This is a genomic window from Saccharothrix sp. CB00851 (genome assembly GCF_001905065.1).
GTDB lineage: Bacteria > Actinomycetota > Actinomycetes > Mycobacteriales > Pseudonocardiaceae > Actinosynnema.
Genome location: NZ_LWLC01000042.1, coordinates 1 through 21,343, shown reverse-complemented (window position 1 = coordinate 21,343; position 21,343 = coordinate 1). Strand labels below are relative to the sequence as shown.

The window sequence follows — 21,343 nt, the reverse complement described above, 5'->3', positions numbered from 1 at the left end:
CCGTGTCCCTGCCGAAGATCCAGCCCTACCCGCTGCCCGCGGCGGCCGACGTCCCGGTCGGCCGGGTGTCGTGGCGCCCGGACCCGGCTCGCGCGGCCCTGCTCGTGCACGACGTGCAGCGCTACTTCCTCGCGCCCTTCGAGGGCGCGCCGATCCCCGAGATGACGGCCAACATCGCCGCGCTCGTGGCGGTCGCGCGCGAGCGGGGCGTGCCGGTGTTCTACACCGCGCAGCCCGGCCGGCAGGACGCCGCCGACCGGGGCCTGCTCACCGAGTTCTGGGGCGCGGGAATCGGCGCGGTCATCGACGACGACCCGCGTGCCGCCGACATCGTCCCCGAGTTGGCGCCGCAGCCGGGCGACACCGTGCTGACCAAGTGGCGCTACAGCGCGTTCCAGCGCAGCGCGTTCGCCGACCAGCTCGCCGAAGCCGGCCGCGACCAGCTGCTGATCACGGGCGTCTACGCGCACATCGGCTGCCAGGCGACCGCTGTCGAGGCGTTCATGCGTGACGTGCGGCCGTTCCTGGTCAACGACGCCGTAGCCGACTTCTCCCGCGAGCGGCACGACCAGGCCTGCGAGTACGTCGCGCAGCGCTGCGGTGTCGTCACCACCACCGCCGACGCGCTGGCCGCGTTGTCCGCACCGTCCCCCGTCGCCCAGATCCCCGCTGGAGCACCGCGATGACCACCGCAGCACTGACCGCCGACCGCGTCCGCGCCGACGTCGCCGACCTGCTCGGCGTCGACCCGGCCGAGGTCGACCCGACCGGCGATCTGCTCGACCTCGGCTTGGACTCGATGCGGATCATGAGCCTCGTCGAGCGCTGGCGCGCCGCCGGAGCCACCGGGCTGGAGTTCGCCGACCTCGCCGAGGACCCGCGCCTGGAGCGCTGGACCGAGCTGGTCACCGGGGCGTCCTCATGAGCCGCGTCGACCACCGCGACCGGCACCGGGAACGCATCGCCGAGGTCCGCGCCGGTGGTGGCGCCGACGGCGGCGCGGAGAAGGTGGGTTATCCGATCCGCATCCGCGCGGCCGAGGTCGTGCGCACCGCCATGGTCGGCTCCGGGCTCCTCCGCGTGACGCTGGGCGGACCGGGCACCGACGGGTTCGAGGCGCACGCGCCCGACGAGCACGTGAAGCTGATCTTCCCCGAGCCGGACGGCACCCTGCGACTGCCCGAGCCGAACGGGAACATGCTGCGCTGGCCGCGCCCCTCGCCGACCTCGCGCGAGTACACCGTGCGCCGCTACGACCCGGCGACCGGCGAGCTGGACATCGACGTGGCGCTGCACGACGGCGGCCTCGGCTCGGACTGGGCGCGTTCGGTCGAGCCCGGCGCGGTCGTGCACGTCGCGGGGCCGCCCGGCGGGCTGATCGTGCCGCACGACTACGACCGCTACCTGCTCGCGGGCGACCTCACCGCCCTGCCCGCCATCGCCCGGTGGCTGGAGGAGCTGCCGCGCACCGCCGCCGGCTGGGCGTTCATCGAGGTCGCCGACGCCGCCGAGGAGATCCCGCTGTCCGCGCCGGAGGACGTCGACGTGCGCTGGCTGCACCGCGGCGACGCCCCGGCCGGCACCACCACCCTGCTGGCCGACGCCGTGCGCGCGATCGAGGTGCCCCCGGGCGAACGCGTCTACGCCTGGGTCGCGGGCGAGGCGGGCGCGATCAAGCCGCTGCGCCGCTGGGTGCGCGACGAGCTGGGCCTGGCCAAGGCCGACCACGACATCACCGGCTACTGGAAGCGCGGCGTCGCCGACTTCGACGACGACCACGACCACTGACCCCCGTAACACCGAATCCCCCGAGGAAAACCCGATGTCCATCGCCAGAACACCCCGCCTCGCCGCCGCGCTGGCGTTCACCCTCGTCGCCGCCGTGGGCTGCGGCTCGGCCGAGAACACCGCCACCGGCCAGACGGGCGCCGCCGAGTCCGCGACCCGGGTCTTCACCGCCGACAACGGCGACATCACCATCCCGGTCTCGCCCCAGCGGGTGGTGGCCACCGGGTACGCCGTGCCCGCCCTGCTGGAAGCGGACGCGCCCCTCGTCGGGATCTCCTCGTGGAAGCGCGGCGAGCCGCTGATGAGCGCCGAAGACCTGAAGAAGTACCAGGAGCTGACCAAGGTCGCGGGCGAGTCGGCGGCCGAGACGAACTACGAGGCCATCGCGCAGGTCGAGCCGGACCTGATCGTCATCGGCGTGCCCAAGCCGGTGCTGGCCGACATCGACCTCAAGCGCCTGGAGACCATCGCGCCGGTCGTGGCCATCGGCCCGTCGCTGCCCTCGGCGTGGCGCGAGCTGTCCCGCAAGCAGGCCGACGCGGCGGGCGCGCTGTCGGAGTTCGACTCCGTCAAGGCCCAGTACGAGGAGAAGGCCAAGGGCCTCAAGGACAAGTACGCCTCCGTGCTGCCGACGCTGAAGCTCGGCCACGTCGGCGCGTACGGCGAGGTCGCCAAGGGCAACTTCCAGCGCGAGTTCAACGGCTCCTGGGGCACCAACGTCGCGCAGGACATGGGTGCGACCTACTACGGCCAGGTCAAGGTCAAGGGCGGCGGCTCCAAGGACGTCAGCGAGTACCCGTCCATCGAGGAGCTGACCGCGGCGTTCAGCGAGGCCACCGCCATCACCTACTCCGTCGCCGCCGACGGCAAGGTCCCGGCCCCCGTCCAGTACGTCATGGACTCGCCGCTGTGGAAGGAGCTGCCCGCCGTCAAGGCCGGTAAGACCTTCCCCCTGCGCTACACGGAGGCCGCCACCTACCGCTCCGCGATGAAGGCGCTGGACGCGGCCGACGAGGCGTTCGCGCCGCTGCTGGCCAAGTGACCGCCACGCGCCGGCTGCCGGGTGCACGGGTCGTGGCGCTGGTCGCCGCACTGGCCGTGCTGGTCGGGGTGGCGGTGGTCAGCGTCGGGATCGGCGCGCACGCCATCGCCCCGGCCGAGGTCGTGCGGGCCCTGCTGGACCACGACGGGTCGAGCGACCACGTCGTGGTCCGCGACATCCGGGTGCCCCGCGCCTTCCTGGCCGTCGGCGCGGGCGCCGCGCTCGCCGTCGCCGGTGTGCTCGTCCAAGTCCTGTCGAGGAACCCGCTGGCCGAACCCGGCGTCCTCGGCGTCACGGCGGGCGCCGGGTTCGCGATCACCGTCGGCTCCGCGCTGGGCGCCACCGCCTCGGCGGCCGGGGAGCTGGTCCTGGCCGTGCTCGGCGCGGTGGTCGCCGCGGTGCTCGTCTACTCGGTGGGCCGCCGGTCGCCGCTGCGGCTGGTGCTCACCGGCGTGGCCCTCAGTTCCGTGCTGGCGGGCGTGTCACTGGGGCTGAGGCTGGTGCTGCCCGACGTGTTCGACGAGTACCGCTTCTGGTCGGTCGGGTCGCTCGCCGGCCGCGAGCAGTCGCCGACCACGCTGCCGCTGCTGGCCATCGCCCTCGCGGTGGCCGGCGCGCTGCTGCTGAGCAGGCAGCTCAACGCCGTCGCGCTCGGCGACACCGTGGCGCACACGCTCGGCGCGAACGTCGCCCGCGTCCGGATCACCACGCTGGTGCTGACCACCGTGCTGGCCGGCGCGGCGACCGCGGTGGCCGGGCCGATCCTGTTCGTCGGCCTGATCGTGCCGCATCTGGCGCGGCGGATGGCGGGCGGCTCGGTGCCGTGGCTGGTCGTCTACGCGACCGTGCTGGGCCCCGTCCTGCTGCTGCTGGCCGACATCGGCTCGCGGGTCCTGCTGCCGACCGGCGAGGTGCCGGTCGCGATCGTGACCGCGTTCCTCGGCGGCCCGGTGCTGATCTGGGCGGTCCGGCGGTACGCGGCGGCGGAGCTGTGAGCGCCCTCGTGCTGCGCCGCGGCCCGGTCTCGGTCCGGGTCGAGCGGCGGACGCTGGTCCTGGTCGCCGCGATGGCGGTGGTCATCCTGGGCCTGGGATTCCTCGGCCTGTCCTACGGCGCCACGTGGGCGAACCCGGCGAAGGTGTTCGCCGCGCTCACCGGATCCGGCGGCGGGTCGGGCGTGGTGATCCGCGAGTGGCGGCTGCCGCGCGTGCTCGCGTGCCTGGTGTTCGGTGCGGCGCTCGGCGTGGCCGGGGCGATCTTCCAGAACGTCACCCGCAACCCCATGGGCAGCCCGGACGTCATCGGCCTGGACGCGGGCGCCTACACCGGCGCGCTGGTCGCGATCACCCTGCTGTCCGGCACGTCCGCGCAGCTGACCACCGCCTCGGTGCTGGGCGGTGTGCTCGCCGCGGCGGCCGTCTACCTGCTGTCCTCGGGCGGCGGGCTGTCCGGGCTGCGACTGGTCGTCATCGGCATCGCGGTGAACGCGATCCTCACCGCGGTCAACTCGTGGATCGTGCTGCGAGCCGAGCTGGAGGTCGCCATCGCCGCCGTGGGGTGGAGCGCCGGCTCCCTCAACGGCATCGACTGGGACGACGTGCGCATCCCGTTCGCCGTCCTCGCCGTGCTGCTGGTCCTGCTCGTGCTGCGCTCCCACGCGGTGCACCAGGACGCGCTGGGCCGGGAGGTCGCGGTCACCACCGGCGTCGGCGTGGATCGGCTGCGGCTGTGGCTGGTGCTCATCGGCGTCGGCTGCACGGCCACCGTCACCGCTGTCGCGGGGCCCATCGCGTTCATCGCGCTGGCCGCGCCGCAGATCGGCAGGCGGCTGGCCCGCGCGCCCGGCGTGCCGCTGCTGCCCGCCGCCCTCACCGGCGCGGTGCTGCTCCAAGGCGCCGACCTGCTCGCCCAAGTGCTGCTCGCGCCCGTCGCCCTGCCCGTCGGCGTGGTCAGCACGGCCATCGGCGGCTGCTACCTGATCTGGCTGCTCACCAAGGAGGTGCGGCGAGCGTGACCACGCGCCTGACCGCCAGGGACCTGACGCTGCGCTACGGCGACCGCGTGGTCTCCACGCGACTGGACCTCGACGTGCCCGACGGCGCGTTCACCGCGATCGTCGGGCCCAACGCCTGCGGCAAGTCCACCCTGCTGCGCGCCTTCGTGCGGCTGCTGCGCCCGGCCGACGGGCAGGTGCTGCTCGACGGGCGCGAAGTGGGCTCGTACCCGAGCAAGGCGCTGGCCAGGGAACTGGGTTTCCTGCCCCAGGACCCGGTGGCGCCCGAGGACATCCGCGTCCGGCAGTTGGTCGCCCGCGGGCGTTTCCCGCACCAGTCGCTGCTGTCCACGTGGTCGGAGCAGGACGAGGCCGCCGTCGGCGAGGCGATGGCGGCGGCCGACGTCGCGGCGCTCGCGGACCGGCCCGTGCGGGAGCTGTCCGGCGGGCAGCGGCAACGCGTGTGGATCGCCGTCGTGCTGGCCCAGCGGACGCCGTACCTGCTGCTCGACGAACCCACGTCGTTCCTCGACCTCGCCCACCAGTACCAGCTGCTGGCCCTGCTGGCCCGGCTGCGCGACGAGGGCCGCACCGTCATCGCGGTGCTGCACGACATCAACCAGGCGTGCCGGTACGCCGACCACCTGGTCGCCGTGAAGGACGGCCGGATCGTCGCCCAGGGCGCCGCCGCCGACATCGTCGACGCCGAGCTGGTCAAGGAGGTCTTCGACCTGCCCAGCATCGTCGTGCCCGACCCGGTGACCGGCACGCCCATGGTCGTGCCGTCGCTGTGAGCGCGGCACACCCCGATCCCAGGAGCACGAGTTGAGCACTGCCCACGCCCAGCGCCCGACGACCGCGGACGTGACACCGGTCGACGCGGTCCTCGACCTGACCGGAGCGCAGACGGGCATCTGGAACGCGCAGCGGCTGGAGCCGGACTCGCCCTACTACGTCGTGGGTGACGTCGTGGAGATCACCGGCCGGGCACCGGTCGATGCGGGACTGGTCGCCCGCGCCGTCCGGGCCGCGTTCGAGGAGGCGGAGAGCCTGCGCTTGCGGGTGTTCGACACGCCGTCCGGGCCGCGCCAGGTCGTGTCCGACGAGCCGGTGCCGCTGCCGGAGGTCGTCGACCTGAGCGGCGAGGCCGAGCCGCGGGCGGCTGCCGAGGCGTTCGTGGTGGCCGAACGGGCGCGCGTCGCCGAGGCGTGCCGGGGCATGGTGGACCGGGCGCTGTTCTCCTGCACCGTCCTGCGGCTGTCCGACCGCGAGGTCTGGTACACGCAGCTGGGCCACCACCTCGTGTTCGACGGCTACACCGCGGCGATGCTCGCCCGCCGCACGGCCGCGCACCACACCGCGCTGGCCACCGGCGCTCCCGCGCCGAAGCCGGCGTTCGGCCGGTTCGCCGACCTGGTCGCCGCCGACCGCGCCTACCGGGAGAGCGAGCAGGCCGAGCGCGACCGGGCCTACTGGATCGACCGGTTCACGCCGCTGCCCGAGTTCGACGTGGACGACGCGGCGGCCTCCGGCCCACCCGACCGCACGGTCACCGCCCGCGCCGTCGTGCCCGCCGCCGAGGTGACCCGGCTGCGGGAGTTCGCCGAGGGCGCGGGTGTCACCTGGGGCGAGGCGTTGATCGCCTGCTACGCCGCCTTCCTGCACCGCGTGCAGGGTCGCACGGACGTCGTGTTCGCCCTGCCGCTGATGTGCCGCACGGGCGTCGGCCTGCGCACCCCGGCGATGGCGGTCAACGTGCTCCCGCTGCGGGTGCGGGCGTGCGGCGACGACGACCTCGGCGAGCTGAGCAGGCGCGTGGCCGGGGTGATGCGCGAGATGCGCACCCACCAGCGCTACCGCGGTGAAGACCTGCCCCGCGACCTGGCCGTGCCCGGCGCGGGCGCGCTGCTGCACGGCCGCGGCATCAACCTCAAGGCGTTCGACCTGGCCCTCGACTTCGCGGGCGCCACCGGCGTCATGCGCAACGTCGCGGGCGGTCCGCCGGAGGACATGGGCCTGAGCGTGCTGCCGACCCGGGACGGTGGGCTGCTGCTCGGCTTCGAGGTCGACGCGCGCACCCACGACCAGGCGGCCGTGGAGCGCAAGCTCACCGCGTTCCGAAGCCTGCTCACCGCGTGCACCGGCACCGACGCGCCCGCCATCGGCCGGGTCCCGCTGGTCGGTGACGAGGAGCGGGAGGCGTTGTTGGGGGAGTGGGTGACGCCGGCGCTGCCGGGCGTGCCGCGCGATGTCACCGCCCTGCTCGACGACCTGGCGACCGACGAGACCGCCCTGGTGCACGGAGCGGAGCGGCTGACCGGGCGCGACCTGGTGACCCGGGTGCGTCGGTTGGCACGTGCGCTGCGCGCGGAGGGCGTCGGGCCGGACGACGTGGTGGCGCTCGCGCTGCCGCGCTCGGTCGACCTCGTCGTGTCCCTGCTGGCCGTGCTCGACGCCGGTGCCGCCTTCCAGCCGTTGGACGTCGAGCACCCGGCGGAACGGCTGCGCGAGCTGGTCGTCGACACCGGCGCCGTGCTCGTGCTGTGCACCGCGGCCACCGCCGGCGTCGTCCCGGACGGTGTCGCGCGGATGTCCCCGGACAGCGACGGGCCGGGGATCGAGTTGTCCACTGTGGAGCGTGACCCGGAGCGGCTGGCGTACGTCATCCACACCTCCGGCTCGACCGGCCGTCCCAAGGGCGTGCTCGGCCGGGTCGGCGGCCTGCTGGCACTGCTGCACCACCACCGGTCGACCACGGTCGTCGAAGCGGAGCGCGCCGCGGGCAGGCGGTTGCGCGTCGCGCACACCTACTCGTTCGCCTTCGACTCCGCGCTGGACCAGCTGTCGTGGCTGCTGTGCGGGCACGAACTGCACCTCTACGACGCCGACCTGACCCGGGACGCCGACGCGCTGCTCGACGCCTACCGGCGCGACCGGATCGACGTCGTGGACACCACCCCCTCGATGGCCGCGCCCTTGGTGGACGCGGGTCTGCTGCACGGCGGACACCGGCCCGTCCTGCTGGTGCTCGGAGGCGAAGCCACCCCGCCCGCGCTGTGGCGGCGCGTCGTCCGCTCCGGCGTCGCAGCGCGCAACATGTACGGCCCCACCGAGGCCGCGGTGGACAGCACCAGCGCCCGCCTCGACGGCGACGTGCCGACCATCGGCTTCCCCCTCTCCGGCACCCGCGTCTACCTGCTGGACGGCGCGCTCCAGCCGGTGCCGCACGGTGAGCGCGGCGAGCTGTACCTGGCCGGGCCGCACTTGGCGCGCGGCTACCTGGGGCAGCCGGGGCTGACCGCCGAGCGGTTCGTCGCCGACCCGTTCGGGGCGCCGGGCGACCGGATGTACCGCACCGGCGACCTGGCCCGCTGGGTGCCCGGCCGGGGCGTGGAGTACCTGGGCCGCCGCGACGGCCAGGTCAAGATCCGCGGCCACCGGGTGGAGGTCGGCGAGGTGGAGGCCGCGCTCGGCGCGGTGCCGGGCGTGAGCGCCGCCGCGGCGGCCGTGCGCGCGGACGGCGGCCCGGCCCGGCTGGTCGGCTACGTCGTGCCGGAGGTCGGTGCCGCCGTGACGCCCGAGTCGGTGCGGGAGTCCCTCGCCGACCGGGTGCCCGACCACCTGGTGCCCGCCGCCGTCGTGGTGCTGGACCAGCTGCCGGTCACGGTCAACGGCAAGCTGGACCGCGCCGCGCTCCCGGCACCGAGGGCCGCCGGCGGCGGACGTGCGCCCGCCACCGAGCGCGAACAGCTGCTGTGCGCCGTCGTCGCCGAGGTGATGGGCGCGGAGCGGGTCGGCGTGGACGACGACTTCTTCGCCCTGGGCGGTGACAGCATCACCGCGATCAGCGTCAGCAGCAGGCTGCGGGCGCACGGCCTGGAACTGCGGCCGCGCGACCTGCTGGCCCGGCGTTCCCTCGCCTCGCTCGCCGCGGCGAGCCGCGAGGTCGACAGTGGTCCCGCCCCGGTGGCCGACGATCCGACGGGCCCCGTGCCCGCGCCTCCGATCGTGCGTGCCCTGTTCGACGCGAATCCCGACGTGGCCGACATCGCGGGCTACGCGCAGTGGACCGCCGTGCGGGTGGACGAACCCCTCGCCCTCGGCGACCTGGTGTCGGGCGTGGCCGCCGTGCTGGACCGGCACGACGCCCTGCGCCTGCGGTTGACCGACGACGGCTTGGTGGTGCGCCCGCGTGGTGCCGTGCCCGCTGCCGTCGAAGAGGTTCCCGCCGGGGAGGACGAGGTGACCGCGGTCGCCGAACGGCTCGCCGCTGCCCTGGACCCGCGCACGGGCGACCTGGTGCGGGTGGCCCTGGTGCGGACCCCTGCCGACGCACCGGACCACCTGGTCGTGGTGGTGCACCACCTCGTCGTAGACGGCGTGTCTTGGCGCGTGCTGCTGCCCGACCTGCGCACGGCTTGCGCGGGCGGCGCGCTCGCACCCGCCGGCACGTCGTGGCGCGGGCACGCGCTGCTGCTCGCCGAACAGGGCGAGACCGGTGCCCGGCGCGGCGAACTGGCCCACTGGCAGCGCGCGGCCGAGTACCAGGGCATCGGCGCCCGCCCGCTCGACCAGGCCGTGGACGTCGTGGCCACCGCCGACCGGACCACCACGACCGCGTCGCCCGAAGTGACCGCCGCGGTGCTGGACGCCCTGCTCGCCGCCTACCGCGCCGGCGTGGACGAGGTGCTGCTGGCCGCGCTCGTGCTGGCCGTGCGGCTGTGGCTGCGCGAGGCCCGCGACGCGGTGACCGTGACCGTCGAGGGCCACGGCCGCGAGCAGCTCGCGCCCGGCGCCGACCTGTCCCGCGCGGTCGGCTGGTTCACCTCCGAGCACCCGGTGCGGGTGCCCGCCGACACCGTGCGCGCCGACGCCGACCTGGCCGACGCGCTCGCCGGCGGTGACGCGGCCGGACGGCTGCTGCGGGCGGCCAAGGAGGCCAAGCGCGCCGCGCCCGACGGCGGCATCGGGTTCGGCGTGCTGCGGCACCTCGACCCGCGGACCCGGGCCGAGTTCGCCGCCGTCCCGCCGCCCGACCTGCTGTTGAACTACCTCGGCCGGTTCGCCCCGCTGCCCGGCACCGGCTGGCGGCTGCCCGAGCACGACCCGTTCGCCGTGGTCGAACCCGCGGGCAAGGCCCTGGAACAGGTGCTCGCCCTCAACTGCTTCGTCCACGACGACGGCGAGGCGCCGCGCATCGCCGTCGAGTGGACGGCGGCCGGCCTGGTGCTGCCGCCCGCCGCCGTGGCGGGGCTCCAACGGGCGTGGGTGACCGCCCTGGACGCGCTGGCCGCGCACGCCGACCGCATCGGGGCCGACGGCGGCGGCCTCACGCCGTCCGACCTGCCGCTGGTCGCCCTCGACCAGAACGCGATCGACGCCCTCGAACGCCGCGGCCGGGTCGCCGACGTGTTGCCCGCGACCCCGTTGCAGGTCGGCCTGTCCTTCCACAGCCTGGTGCGCGGTGACGACGACACCGACGTCTACGTCGTGCAGGCGATGACCCTGCTGCGCGGCGAGCTGGACGCCGACCGGATGCGGGCCGCGACCGCCGAGTTGCTGCGCCGCCACCCCTCGCTGCGCGTCCACCTGCACACCACCGCCGCCGGCGACGTCGTGCAGGTGGTCCCGGCGGACGTCACCCTCGACTGGCGGCAGGTGGACCTGCGCGACGCGGCCCGGCGCGACGAGCTGCTCGCGGAGCACTGCCGCGCCGACCTGGAGCGCCCGTTCACGCCGACAAGGCCGCCGCTGATCCGCTTCCTGCTGTGCGCGCTGGGCACGGACGAGCACCGGCTGGTCATCACCAACCACCACGCCCTGCTCGACGGCTGGTCGATGCCGCTGGTCGGCCGCACGCTGCTGGCGATCTACGCCGAGCTGGGTGGCGGCCCGACCGCACCCGTCGCGCCGTCTCTCACCGAGTACCACCGCTGGCTCGCCGAGCGCGACCACGATGCCGCCCTGGGTGCGTGGAAGGAGGCGCTGGCCGGTGTCGACGAAGGAACCCGGCTCGCTCCCGCCGGCGTCGCGTCCACAGTGGACCGCCCTGATCGGGTGACCGTGGGCTTGGGGGTGGAGTTCAGCGAGCGGCTGCGGGCGTTCGCCCGCGACCGGGGGATCACGCCGACCACCGTGTTCCAGGTCGCGTGGGGCGTGCTGCTCGGTCGGCTCACCGGTCGGCGCGACGTCGTGTTCGGCTGCCCGGTCTCCGGCCGGCCCGCCGAGGTCGGCGGTGTCGAGGCGATGATCGGCCAGCTCGGCGGCACCATCCCGGTGCGCGTCCGGCACGAGCCCGGTGACACCGCGGCACGGCTGCTGGACCGCGTGCACGAGCAGGCCGTGGCGCTCACCGAGCACCACCACATCGGCCTGCCGGACGTGCAGCGGGCCGTCGGGGTGGGCGAGCTGTTCGACACCATGCTGGTGATGGAGAACTTCCCCCTCTCCAGCAGGCGGCGCACGCCCCTGGCACCCGGCCTGGACCTGGTGGGCGTCGACATCACCGACGCCACGCACTACCCGCTCACGGTCATCGTCATCCCCGAGGACGAGATCGTGATCGGCCTCGGCTACCAGCCGCACGCCTTCGACGCGGAAACCGTGCGCGGTTACGGCCGCTGGCTGACCACCCTGCTGCACGAGGTCGTCGACGACCCGGACCGGCCGGTGGCCCTGCTGCGCGTGTTGGACGACGACGAGCACGACCGGGTGCTGCGCCTGGGGCGCGGTCCCGAGCCGACCCGCGAGCGCGGCGGCTGCCTGGAGGAGTTCGGCAGGTGGGTGGCCCGCACGCCGGACGCGGAGGCGGTGGTGTGCCGCGACCGGTCGCTGACCTACGCGGAGCTGGACCGGCGGGCCAACCGGCTCGCGCACGCCCTGCTCGACCGGGGCGTGCGGCCCCAGGACGCGGTGGCCGTGCTGGTCGGCCGGGACGTGGAGATGGTCGTGGCGCTGTTCGGCGTGCTCAAGGCGGGCGCGGTGTACGTGCCGATGGACCCGGACTACCCGCGCGACCGGTTGGCGCACATGCTGGCCGACGCCGCGCCGACCGCCGCCGTGACCGCGGGCGACGCGCCGGTCGTGCTGTCCGGGCGACCGGTCCTCGACTTGGCGGAACCGTCCACGCTGGACGGGCCGGTGGAGTGGGACGCCGATCCGGTCGACGCCCGCCGCGACCTCACCGAGGACTCGTTGGCCTACGTCATCTACACCTCCGGCACGACCGGCAAGCCCAAAGGCGTCGCCGTGCCGCACCGGGGCGTGCCCAGCTTGATCTCGTTGCAGGAGGACGTCGTCGGCATCGGCGCGGGCGAGCGGTACCTGCACTTCGCCTCGACCAGCTTCGACGTGGCGTTCTGGCAGTTCATGCTGCCCCTGCTGTCCGGTGGCACGTCGGTCATCGCGCCCGAGGAGGTGCGCGTGCCCGGTGACGAGCTGATGGACTACATCGCCGAACAGCGCTGCACGGGTGTGAACCTGCTGCCGTCGTTCCTGGCCGCGGTGCCAGACGACCGCACGGTCGACCCGGACGTGTTCTTCGTCGTCGGCGCGGAACGCCTCGATCCCGAACTGGCCCACCGCTGGGGCGCGGGCCGGCGCGCGCTGTTCAACGCCTACGGTCCCACCGAGGTCACCATCAACTCGGTGACCTGGCACTACGACCCGGACGACGAAGGCCCGCTGCCCATCGGCCGGCCCGACCCGGAGGTGCGCGCCTACGTGCTCGACGGCGGCCTGCTGCCGGTCGGCGTCGGCGTCACCGGTGAGCTGTACCTGGCCGGCCCGAAGCTGGCCCGCGGCTACCTCAACCGGCCAGGCCTGACCGCCGAGCGGTTCGTCGCCGACCCCTTCGGCGCGCCCGGCGAGCGCATGTACCGCACGGGCGACCTGGTGCACTGGCGGCCGGACGGGCAGCTGGTGTTCCTCGGCCGCGCCGACCACCAGGTCAAGGTGCGCGGCTTCCGCATCGAGCTGTCCGAGATCGAGACCGTGCTGACCCGGCACCCCGACGTGCGGGCGTGCGCGGTGGTCGTCCGCGAGGACCGGCCCGGCGACCGCAGGCTCGTCGGGTACGTGATCCCCGCCGACGACGCCGAACCGGGAGCCGACTCGCTGCGCGGGCACCTGTCCGCCGAGCTGCCCGACCACATGGTGCCGTCCGCGTTCGTGCTGCTCGACCGGCTGCCGCTCGGGCCGAGCGGCAAACTCGACCGGACCGCGCTGCCCGCACCGGGCACGGGCGCGACCGCACCGGCCAGGGAACCGGCAACGCACGCGGAAACCGTGCTGCTGGCCGTGTTCCGCGAGGTGCTGGGCACCGACGAGGTCAACCTGGACGACGCCTTCCTCGACGTCGGCGGCGACAGCATCGTGTCGTTGCGCGTGGTTTCCCGAGCGCGGCGCGAGGGCCTGTCCCTGACCGCGCGAGACGTCTTCGAGGGCCGCACGGTCGCCGGGATCGCCGCCCGCTGCGGCGGTGTCGAACGCACCGAGGAAGCCCCGGCGACCGGCGACGCACCGCTCACGCCGGTGCTGCGGGACCTGCTGCGGCGCTCCGGCGCGTCCGCCGACCGGTTCTGCCAGTGGGTCGAGGTGGTCGTCCCGGCGGGCGGTGACGTCGCGACGTGGCACGCGGTGTTCGACGCCGTGCTGGCCCGACACGACGTGCTGCGTGCCCACCTGGCCGGGAACGTGCTGCGCATCCCCGCCGTCGGCGCGGTGACCGGCGCCGACGTGCTGACCCGCGTGGCCGCCACCGACGACCCCCGCGCGGTCGCCGACGCGTGCATCGCCGACGCCCGCGACCGGGTTGACCTGCGCACCGGCCCGCTGCTGCGCGCCGTGTGGCTCGACGCGGGGCCGACGCGGCCGGGCAGGCTCGTCCTGGTCGCGCACCACGCCGTGGTGGACGCGGTGTCGTGGCGGGTGCTGCTGGACGACATCGCCCACGTCCACGGAACCGGCCGGCCGTTGACCCGGCACGGCCAGTCGTTCCTGGGCTGGGCGACGTCACTGCGCGACGCTGTGCCGCACCGCCGTGCGGAACTCCCGCACTGGGAGCACGTGGCCGCCGCACCGCCGCCCAGGTCCACTGTGGACCCCGTCCGGGACACGGCGGCCACCGCCGTCCACCACGTGCTCCACCTGGACCCCGTCACGACGCGGACCGTGTTGACCACTCTGCCCGCCGCTTACCGCACCACGCCGGACACCGTCCTGCTCACCGCGCTCGCGCGAGCGGTGGGGGAGTGGCGCGGCACCGCGCCGGACCTGCTCGTGGCCTTGGAGAGCCACGGCCGCCCGCCGCACGCCCCCGACCACTCCGGCCCGGTCGAGCTGTCCCAGACCGTCGGCTGGTTCACCGCCGTCCACCCCGCCCGCGTGCGGGTGCCCGACACGCCCGTGTCGGCGGCGCTGAAGGCGGTCAAGGAGCAGTTGAACGCCGCGGGCGACGGCCTCGGCTACGACATCCTCGGCGACGAAGCGCCCGCGTGCGCGCCGGAGATCAGCTGGAACTACCTCGGGCGCTTCCCCTCCCGGCCCGTCGAGGACACCCCGTGGCAGGCACCGGCGGACGCCGACCCGCTCGGCTCGGGCGGCGGTGACGACCTGCCGCTGCCGCACCCGCTGATGATCAACGCCCTGGCGCGTGACGACGGCGACGGCGAGGCGCTCGGCCTCCGGTTCACCTGGCCCGCCGCGCTGTTCACCGAGGCGGAGATCGGCGAGCTGGCCGGACACCTGACCGCCGAGCTGACCCGGATCGCCGAGGACCCGCGGGCGCTGGTGGACGCCGGCCTCACGCCGTCCGACCTGCCCCTGGTCCCGCTCGACCAAGCCGCCATCGAGGCGCTGGAAGCGGAGCACCCGGTGGCCGACGTGCTGCCGCTGACACCGTTGCAGCAAGTGGTGCTGCGGCACGCGCGGGCGGACGCCGACGACCCGTACACCGTGCAGGCGGCGTTCACGCTGTCCGGAGCGCTCGACGTGGACGCCCTGCGCGCGGCGGGCGACGCCCTGCTGCGACGGCACCCGAACCTCGGCGCGGTGTTTCCTCCGTCGCCCGCGGTGCAGGTGATCCCGCGCGAACCGCGCCCGGGGTTCCGCGTCCTCGACGCGGACGACGCGGACCGGGCCCTGGACGCCGACCTCGCCGAGCCGTTCGACCTGGCCGTGGGGCCGCCGATCCGGCTCACCGTACTGCGGTCCGGACCGGAGCGGCACGTGCTGGCGCTGACCAGTCACCACGTGCTGTCCGACGGGTGGTCGGCCCCGCGCATCCTCACCGAGCTGTTCACGCTCTACGCCGGCGGCGCGCTGCCCGAGCCGGTCCCGTCCAGCCGCTACCTGCGCCACCTGTCCGCACTGAACCGGGCGGAGCACCTGCGGGCGTGGCGGGCGGAACTGGCGGACCTGCCCGAGGGCGACTACCTGACCCGGGGCCGCGACGTCGTCGTGGGTGCGGCCGATCCCGTGCTGTTCGAAGTCGACGCGTCCGTCGTGGCGGCGTTGACCCGGGAAGCGGCGCGGCGCGGCCTGACCCCGAACGCGCTCCTGCAAGGTGCGTGGGCGGCGGTGCTCGCGGCCCGCTCCGGGCGCCGGGACGTGTGCTTCGGCGCGATGGTGGCCAACCGGACCGCCGACGTCGAGGGTGTCGAGGAGATCATCGGCCTGGTGGCGGGCACCGTGCCGGTGCGCGTCCGGTTCACCGGCACCGTCGCCGACGCGCTGGCGGACGCCCAGTCGCGGCGGCGGGCACTGGCGGAGCACGACCACGTCGGCCTGCCCGAACTGGAGAGGCTGACCGGCCGCGACCGGCTGTTCGACAGCCTGGTCGTGTTCGAGAACTACCCGGTGGACCCGGCGCGGCTGCGCGAACCCGCCCCCGGCCTCACCGTCACCGGCACCCGGTTCCGCGAGCGCACGCACCACCCCGTGACGCTGACCGTGGTGCCCGAGGCCGGCGGGTGGACGGGCGTGCTGGGCCACCAGGCCGGGCTGTTCGAGCGCGAAGAAGCCGAGGCGTTGGCGGCCGACCTGCTGCGCGTGCTGCACGACCTTCCCGCACACCTGGACGCGGACCTGTCCGCCCTGCTCGGGGAGCAGGCACCGTGAGCGGGCCGACGACGGCCAAGGTGGACGCGGCGCTGTGGCGCACGGCCTTCACCCTGGTCCTCGGCACGTTCATGGCCACTCTGGACAGCACGATCGTCGCCGTCGGCATCGAGGCGCTGGCCGACCGGTTCGACGCGCGGGTCACCGACATCCAGTGGGTGACCACGGCCTACCTGCTCGCCGTGGTCGCCGCCGTACCCACCTCGGGGTGGCTCGCGGACCGCTTCGGCGGCCGACGGGTGTGGATCACCGCGGTGGCGGTGTTCGTGCTGGCCTCGCTGCTGTGCGCGCTGGCCTGGTCGTTGCCGAGCCTGGTGGCGTTCCGGGTGCTCCAAGGCCTGGCCGGCGGGCTGCTCCCGCCGACCGGCCAAGCGCTGCTCGCGAGGGCCGCCGGACGCGAGCGGATCGGCCGCGTGCTCGCCGTTGTTTCCCTGGTTCCGCTGCTGTCCCCGGTGCTCGGCCCGCTGGCAGGCGGCTCGGTCCTGGCCATCGCGGACTGGCCGTGGTTGTTCTACGTCAACCTGCCGGTCGGTGCGGCGGCGATCCTGCTCGCCCGCTGGACCGTGCCCGCGGTGCCTCCCGCCAGGGGACGTGCGCCGTTCGACGTGCGCGGCGCGTTGCTGCTGTCGCCCGGACTGGCCGCGCTGGTCTTCGGCCTCACCTCCGTCGACCAGGCCGTCCCGACCGCGGTGTCCGCCTCCGCGATCGCGGTGGGCGCCGCGATGCTGGCCGCGTTCGTCCTGCACGGCCTGCGCACCCACGGCACCCCGTTGATCGACCCGCGCCTGTTCACCCGACCGCCGTTCGGCGTGGCGGCGCTCGCACTGGTCCTGCTCGGCGCCTCCGTCTTCGGCACCATGTTCCTGCTGCCGCTGTACCTCCAGACCGGCGGTGACCTGTCCGCCTGGGAGGCCGGGCTGCTGCTCGCGCCGCAGGGCCTGGGCGCCGCGGTGGGGGCGGTCCTGGTCACCCGCGCGGTCGACACCGTCGCCCCGCGCACCCTCGTGCTGACCGGCATCGCGCTCGTGGTCGCGGGCACCGCCCCGTTCACCCAGCTCCACCACGCCCTGCCGGACGCCGTCATCGTGCTGTCGCTGCTCGTCCGCGGCGTCGGCGCGGCCATGATCGGCGCGCCGGTGATGAACATCGTCTACAGCCGGATCGAACCGGCGCAGCTGCCCAGGGCCGCCGGGGCGCTCAACCTGCTCAACACGGTCGGCGGCTCGGTCGGCACCGCCGTCCTCGCCGTCGTCCTCAGCACCCGGTTGGCGGCGCACGGACCCGACACGCCCGCGGCGTTCGCCGACACCTTCTGGTGGGTGCTCGGCTTCGCCGTGGTGGCCGCGCTCGGGGCGACCAGGCTGCCCCGTCCCGTTCACGAGAAGGACCACCCCGATGCCTGACCAGGACACCTTGCCCGCACCGGCCGAAATCGCCGGTCACCACTCGCCGACCGCCGCGGTGACCCGGCACCGCGAAACCGTCGCCGCCGTCCTCGCCGGGCGGGACCCCAGGGTCCTCGTCGTGGTCGGCCCCTGCTCCGTGCACGACCCGGTCGCGGCGCTCGACTACGCGCACCTGCTGAAGGACGCCGCCGACCGCTTCGCCGACGACCTCGTCGTGGTCATGCGCGCCTACCTGGAGAAGCCGCGGACCGTCTCCGGGTGGACCGGCCTGCTGCCCGACCCGACGCTCGACGGCAAGGGCGACATCGCGACCGGCGTCCGGCAGGGCCGGGCGTTCCTGGCCGAGGCGGCGGCCACCGGTCTGCCGCTGGCCTACGAGTTCGTCGACCCGATGCTGGCCCACTACGTGGCCGACATCGTGACGTGGGGCGCGATCGGCGCACGCACCGTCGCCAGCCAGCCGCACCGACACCTCGCGTCGTGGCTGCCCATGCCGATCGGCATGAAGAACTGCGTCTCCGGCCGCCTGGACACCGCCGTGGACGCCATCCGCGCCGCCGGCCTGCCCCACGCGTTCCCCGGCGTGGCCGCGGACGGCAGGCTCGCCACCCTGCGCAGCACCGGCAACCCCGACGCCCACCTGGTCCTCCGGGGCGGTCCGACCCCCAACTACAGCGCTGCACACGTCGCCGAGGCGCTGTCCACCCTGGCAGCGACCGGCGTGCCGCAACGCGTCGTAGTCGATGCCTCCCACGGCAACAGCGGCAAGGACCACCGCCGCCAACCGGCCGTGGTCGCCGACCTGGCCGCGCAGGTCGAGGGCGGCAACTGCGCCCTGGTGGGGGTGATGGTCGAGTCCTACCTGTCCGACGGCAGGCAGGACCCGACGGCGGGCCGGCTGCGCCCGGACCTGAGCATCACCGACTCCTGCCTGGGCTGGGAGAAGACCCTGCCTCTGCTCCACACCCTGGCCCGCGCCTCCCGCGCTCGCCGGTAGCGACCGTCCACAGACACCACCGGCGCGCCACGCTTCCGGTTGCCGGCGGTTCGGCCGTCCCGGTGACGGTTCGGGCGAGGCAAGACGTGGGATTCGACGGGGCTGTTGGCGTTGCGCCCGCTGTCAATGATCCGAGCTGGGGCACCACGTTCGCCATGCCTTCGGGGTGACGAGCCCGATCGCCCGCTCCACGCGGTGTACCAACTCCTGTCGTGGCTCGCGGGAAGGGCTCCATCGTCCATGAGACGTCGTGTCCTTGTTGTGCTCGCACTGTTGTGCGGCTTGTCCCTGTTCGTCCCTTCCACCGCATTCGCCGCACCGACGACGCACAACCGCGCGGATGCCGCCGCCGGGTGGCTGGCCCGCCAGATGGTCGACGGTGAGCGCTTCGAAGTCGACTTCGGCGGGGTGCTCTACCCCGACACCGGGTTGACGATCGACGGGGTGTTCGCCTTCGCCGCCGCCCAAAGCGCCGACGACTACGCCGACCGTGCTATCGCGCGGCTTTCCCAACCGACCGTCACCACCGGTTACATCGGCTCCGGTGGTGAGGCGTACGCGGGCGCGCACGCCAAGCTGATGCCGGCCGCTCAGGTCGCGGAAGCCGACCCGACCTCGTTCGGCGGGGTGGACCTCAACGCCGGGCTGCTGGCCCTGCTCACCCCGTCGGGACGTTTCTCCGACAACTCGGCGTTAGCACCTCGGCGGTAGACCCGTCGGAGACGACCTCGCCCTCGGCCATGAACGACGACCTTGTCCGCGACGCTTGCGACGAACTCCAGGTCGTAGGTGGCCACGACCGCCGCGACGCATCTCCGCCTTCTGCGCGGCACGCATTGGGTAGACGAAACAGTTACTGGGAGTGCTGAATTCGGGCAATTGGGCAGCAGTACGTGACTGCGAGTCGGACGCGACACCGGTTCGGCAGCCGGCTGTGAGTACCGGTCGGTTCTGGCACGGCCCGGCGGGTCGTCGAGGGCACTGGAGGTGGAGTGGAGCGACGACATCTCGGGCGTGGTTCACCGTGTTCGGCGGTGTGGCCGTTCTCGACGCGACCACCTGTTCGACCGTGGAATCGAGGTCTGCGAACACCCGCAGTCTAATTCGCGGGTGTTACCGGCTCCGAGTTGCCTGCTGTCCTTGATCAGGTGATCCGACGCTGGTCAACGCGACCATGTCATAGGGTCGGACTACCAGACCGTGCGCTTGTGCGGTGGCTCCTCGGTACTCTCACGGCGGATTACGTCACTCGATCGTGAGGCGTGCCCGCGACATCGGTCACCAGAACACCGGCATGGTGGTGCACCGCCCAGGACAACGGGGTGATGGTGTGCCGCTGATCAGGCGCAGTTCTGCTCTCGATAGCCGACCTCGCGACAGGGTTGAGGTTCGGGGTGAACATGGGAGGCGGACTGTGATGGCCTTGTGCGATCGGGATGTGCTGACCGACTGGATGGGGCTGTGGACCGAGGACGACACCTACGGTGACCGCGGAGTCCATCCAGGACCTGTTGTGGTGGGTGGGTTGAGGTTCGCCTTCTACGGTCGCACCTCGACCGTCGAGCACCAGGATCCGGAGACCTCGCGGGCGTGGCAGTTGGAGGTGTGCGAGGTGCTGGTCGCGGGGCGTGGTCGGATCGTGGGATGGTTCTTCGACGCGGGGCGGCCGCAGTGTGATCGGTGGCGTGATCGTCCGGAGGCGGCGGCGTTGTTGGCGGCGATCCGGGATCCGAATCGCGGGTTCGACGCGATCGTTGTGGGGGAGTTCGAGCGCGGGTTCGCAGGCGATCAGATCCAGCACATCGTCGCGTTGTGCCGTCGGCACGGTGTGCAGGTGTGGTTGCCCGAGGCGGGCGGCCCGCTGGACCTGGACGACCCCGAGCATCGGGCGTTGTTCAGGATGTTGGGGGAGCAGTCGCTGCGCGAGGTGATCCGGGCCCGGCATCGGGCGATGGCCGCGATGCGCGTCCAGGCCCGGGACCACGGCCGCTACCTCGGCGGCCGCGCACCTTACGGCTACCGGCTCGTCCCCGCAGGTCCGCACCCCAACCTGGCCGAGGCCCGTCGCGGCCGCAGCGTCTATCGCCTGGAGCCCGATCCCGAGACCGCGCCGACCGTGCGGTGGCTGTTCACCGAGCGTCGAGCCGGGCGCAGCGTGCAAGACCTGGTCGTCACGCTCAACCGGAGAGGTACGCCATGTCCGGCCGAGCATGATCCGGAGCGCAACCGGCACCGGACTCGTCGTCGGTGGACCGCGCAGTCGGTGGCGTCGATCCCGGCCAATCCGCGCTATACCGGTTGGCAGGTGTGGAACCGGCAGAGCGTCGACCACGACCACCACACGCCCGGCGAGCGCAGGCGCCGCCAGATCACCCGGTGGAATCCGACCAACCGGTGGGTCGTCTCCCGGCAGCGCTCCCACGCCCAGCTGGTCAGCGAAGCCGACTTCGTCGCGATCCAGCGCATGCGATCCAGTCGCCCGAACCAGCACGGTGAGGCCCGCGAGTACGTGTTCGCCGGGCTGTTGCGCTGCGGGATCTGTGGCCGGCGGATGGACAGCCACTGGGTGCACGGTCGTGCCGGCTACCGCTGCCGCCACGGTCACACCGGTCCACGTACCGAGCACACCCCGGCCACGCTCTACCTGCGCGAGGACGACCTGATCACCAAGCTCGGCCACGCCTTGCACATGCCCGTGGCCGCGAGCCCGAGCCGCGTTGCCGCCCGGCTCCGCGCCAGCAAGCCTCCGCTCGGCGAGGACGTGCGCGGCCATCTGCCGCAACTCGTCCGTAACGCCGCCGAGGACGGGTTCGGACCACAGCGCGAGCCCGGTGCGCAACAGGTTGGATGCACGGGCGTCGTCACCGGCGGCGACCGCGGACCGTGCCGCCGTCACCGCGTTCTCGAACTCGGTCAGGTCGACCACGCCGCCGATGTCGAAGCGGTACAGTACACCTACGACCTGCGCGGCCGGCTGGTCGCCACCGACGACCCGGACA

General features: G+C 73.9%; 11 protein-coding genes and 2 pseudogenes. 12 read left to right on the top strand and 1 reads right to left on the bottom strand.

The features are described 5' to 3' along the window. Positions 1-2 precede the first annotated feature (2 nt). The 12 genes and pseudogenes from A6A25_RS33450 to A6A25_RS33395 form a co-directional block, all read left to right on the top strand. Positions 3-686 (top strand): isochorismatase family protein, encoded by a 684-nt coding sequence (locus A6A25_RS33450; protein WP_073897116.1) that lies wholly within the window; start codon positions 3-5, stop codon positions 684-686. Further along, positions 683-925: a phosphopantetheine-binding protein gene (locus A6A25_RS33445; RefSeq protein WP_073897069.1), complete on the top strand. Its 243-nt coding sequence runs from the start codon at positions 683-685 to the stop codon at positions 923-925. The genes A6A25_RS33450 and A6A25_RS33445 overlap by 4 nt, the downstream gene beginning before the upstream one ends. Continuing rightward, positions 922-1,788 (top strand): siderophore-interacting protein, encoded by an 867-nt coding sequence (locus A6A25_RS33440; protein WP_073897068.1) that lies wholly within the window; start codon positions 922-924, stop codon positions 1,786-1,788. The genes A6A25_RS33445 and A6A25_RS33440 overlap by 4 nt, the downstream gene beginning before the upstream one ends. Positions 1,789-1,822: 34 nt before the next feature. Beyond that, positions 1,823-2,830, top strand: a complete 1,008-nt coding sequence (locus tag A6A25_RS33435) for an ABC transporter substrate-binding protein (protein ID WP_073897066.1) — start codon at positions 1,823-1,825, stop codon at positions 2,828-2,830. Beyond that, positions 2,827-3,825, top strand: a complete 999-nt coding sequence (locus tag A6A25_RS33430) for a FecCD family ABC transporter permease (protein WP_143193573.1) — start codon at positions 2,827-2,829, stop codon at positions 3,823-3,825. Before A6A25_RS33435 ends, A6A25_RS33430 begins: the two co-directional genes overlap by 4 nt. Beyond that, a complete protein-coding gene (locus A6A25_RS33425) occupies positions 3,822-4,844 on the top strand; it encodes a FecCD family ABC transporter permease (protein WP_198932952.1) in 1,023 nt (340 codons plus the stop codon). The genes A6A25_RS33430 and A6A25_RS33425 overlap by 4 nt, the downstream gene beginning before the upstream one ends. Next, the gene (locus tag A6A25_RS33420) at positions 4,841-5,617 is read left to right on the top strand and encodes an ABC transporter ATP-binding protein (protein WP_073897065.1); all 777 of its coding nucleotides are present in this window, start codon (positions 4,841-4,843) and stop codon (positions 5,615-5,617) included. Before A6A25_RS33425 ends, A6A25_RS33420 begins: the two co-directional genes overlap by 4 nt. A 31-nt stretch (positions 5,618-5,648) precedes the next feature. Continuing rightward, positions 5,649-15,941, top strand: a complete 10,293-nt coding sequence (locus A6A25_RS33415) for a non-ribosomal peptide synthetase (RefSeq protein ID WP_073897063.1) — start codon at positions 5,649-5,651, stop codon at positions 15,939-15,941. Beyond that, positions 15,938-17,344, top strand: coding sequence for an MDR family MFS transporter (locus A6A25_RS33410; RefSeq protein WP_073897062.1), 1,407 nt, complete (start codon positions 15,938-15,940; stop codon positions 17,342-17,344). Before A6A25_RS33415 ends, A6A25_RS33410 begins: the two co-directional genes overlap by 4 nt. Then, positions 17,337-18,344, top strand: a complete 1,008-nt coding sequence (locus A6A25_RS33405; RefSeq protein WP_073897060.1) for a 3-deoxy-7-phosphoheptulonate synthase — start codon at positions 17,337-17,339, stop codon at positions 18,342-18,344. Before A6A25_RS33410 ends, A6A25_RS33405 begins: the two co-directional genes overlap by 8 nt. 282 nt (positions 18,345-18,626) lie before the next feature. Then, positions 18,627-19,055, top strand: coding sequence for a hypothetical protein (locus A6A25_RS33400; RefSeq protein ID WP_143193572.1), 429 nt, complete (start codon positions 18,627-18,629; stop codon positions 19,053-19,055). Positions 19,056-19,638: 583 nt separating this feature from the next. Continuing rightward, positions 19,639-20,946: pseudogene (locus A6A25_RS33395) on the top strand (recombinase family protein); the annotation flags it as partial. A gap of 123 nt (positions 20,947-21,069) precedes the next feature. On the opposite strand, the pseudogene A6A25_RS46955 reads toward A6A25_RS33395, so the two are convergent. Next, a pseudogene (locus A6A25_RS46955) lies at positions 21,070-21,240 on the bottom strand (BTAD domain-containing putative transcriptional regulator); the annotation flags it as partial. Between the last annotated feature and the right edge of the window lie 103 nt (positions 21,241-21,343).

What these genes read in the sequence shown, in the direction of transcription:
- A6A25_RS33435 (WP_073897066.1), top strand. Translation starts at nt 1,823, where the DNA reads ATGTCCATCGCCAGAACACCCCGCCTCGCCGCCGCGCTGGCGTTCACC.
- A6A25_RS33445 (WP_073897069.1), top strand. Translation starts at nt 683, where the DNA reads ATGACCACCGCAGCACTGACCGCCGACCGCGTCCGCGCCGACGTCGCC.
- A6A25_RS33405 (WP_073897060.1), top strand. Translation starts at nt 17,337, where the DNA reads ATGCCTGACCAGGACACCTTGCCCGCACCGGCCGAAATCGCCGGTCAC.
- A6A25_RS33440 (WP_073897068.1), top strand. Translation starts at nt 922, where the DNA reads ATGAGCCGCGTCGACCACCGCGACCGGCACCGGGAACGCATCGCCGAG.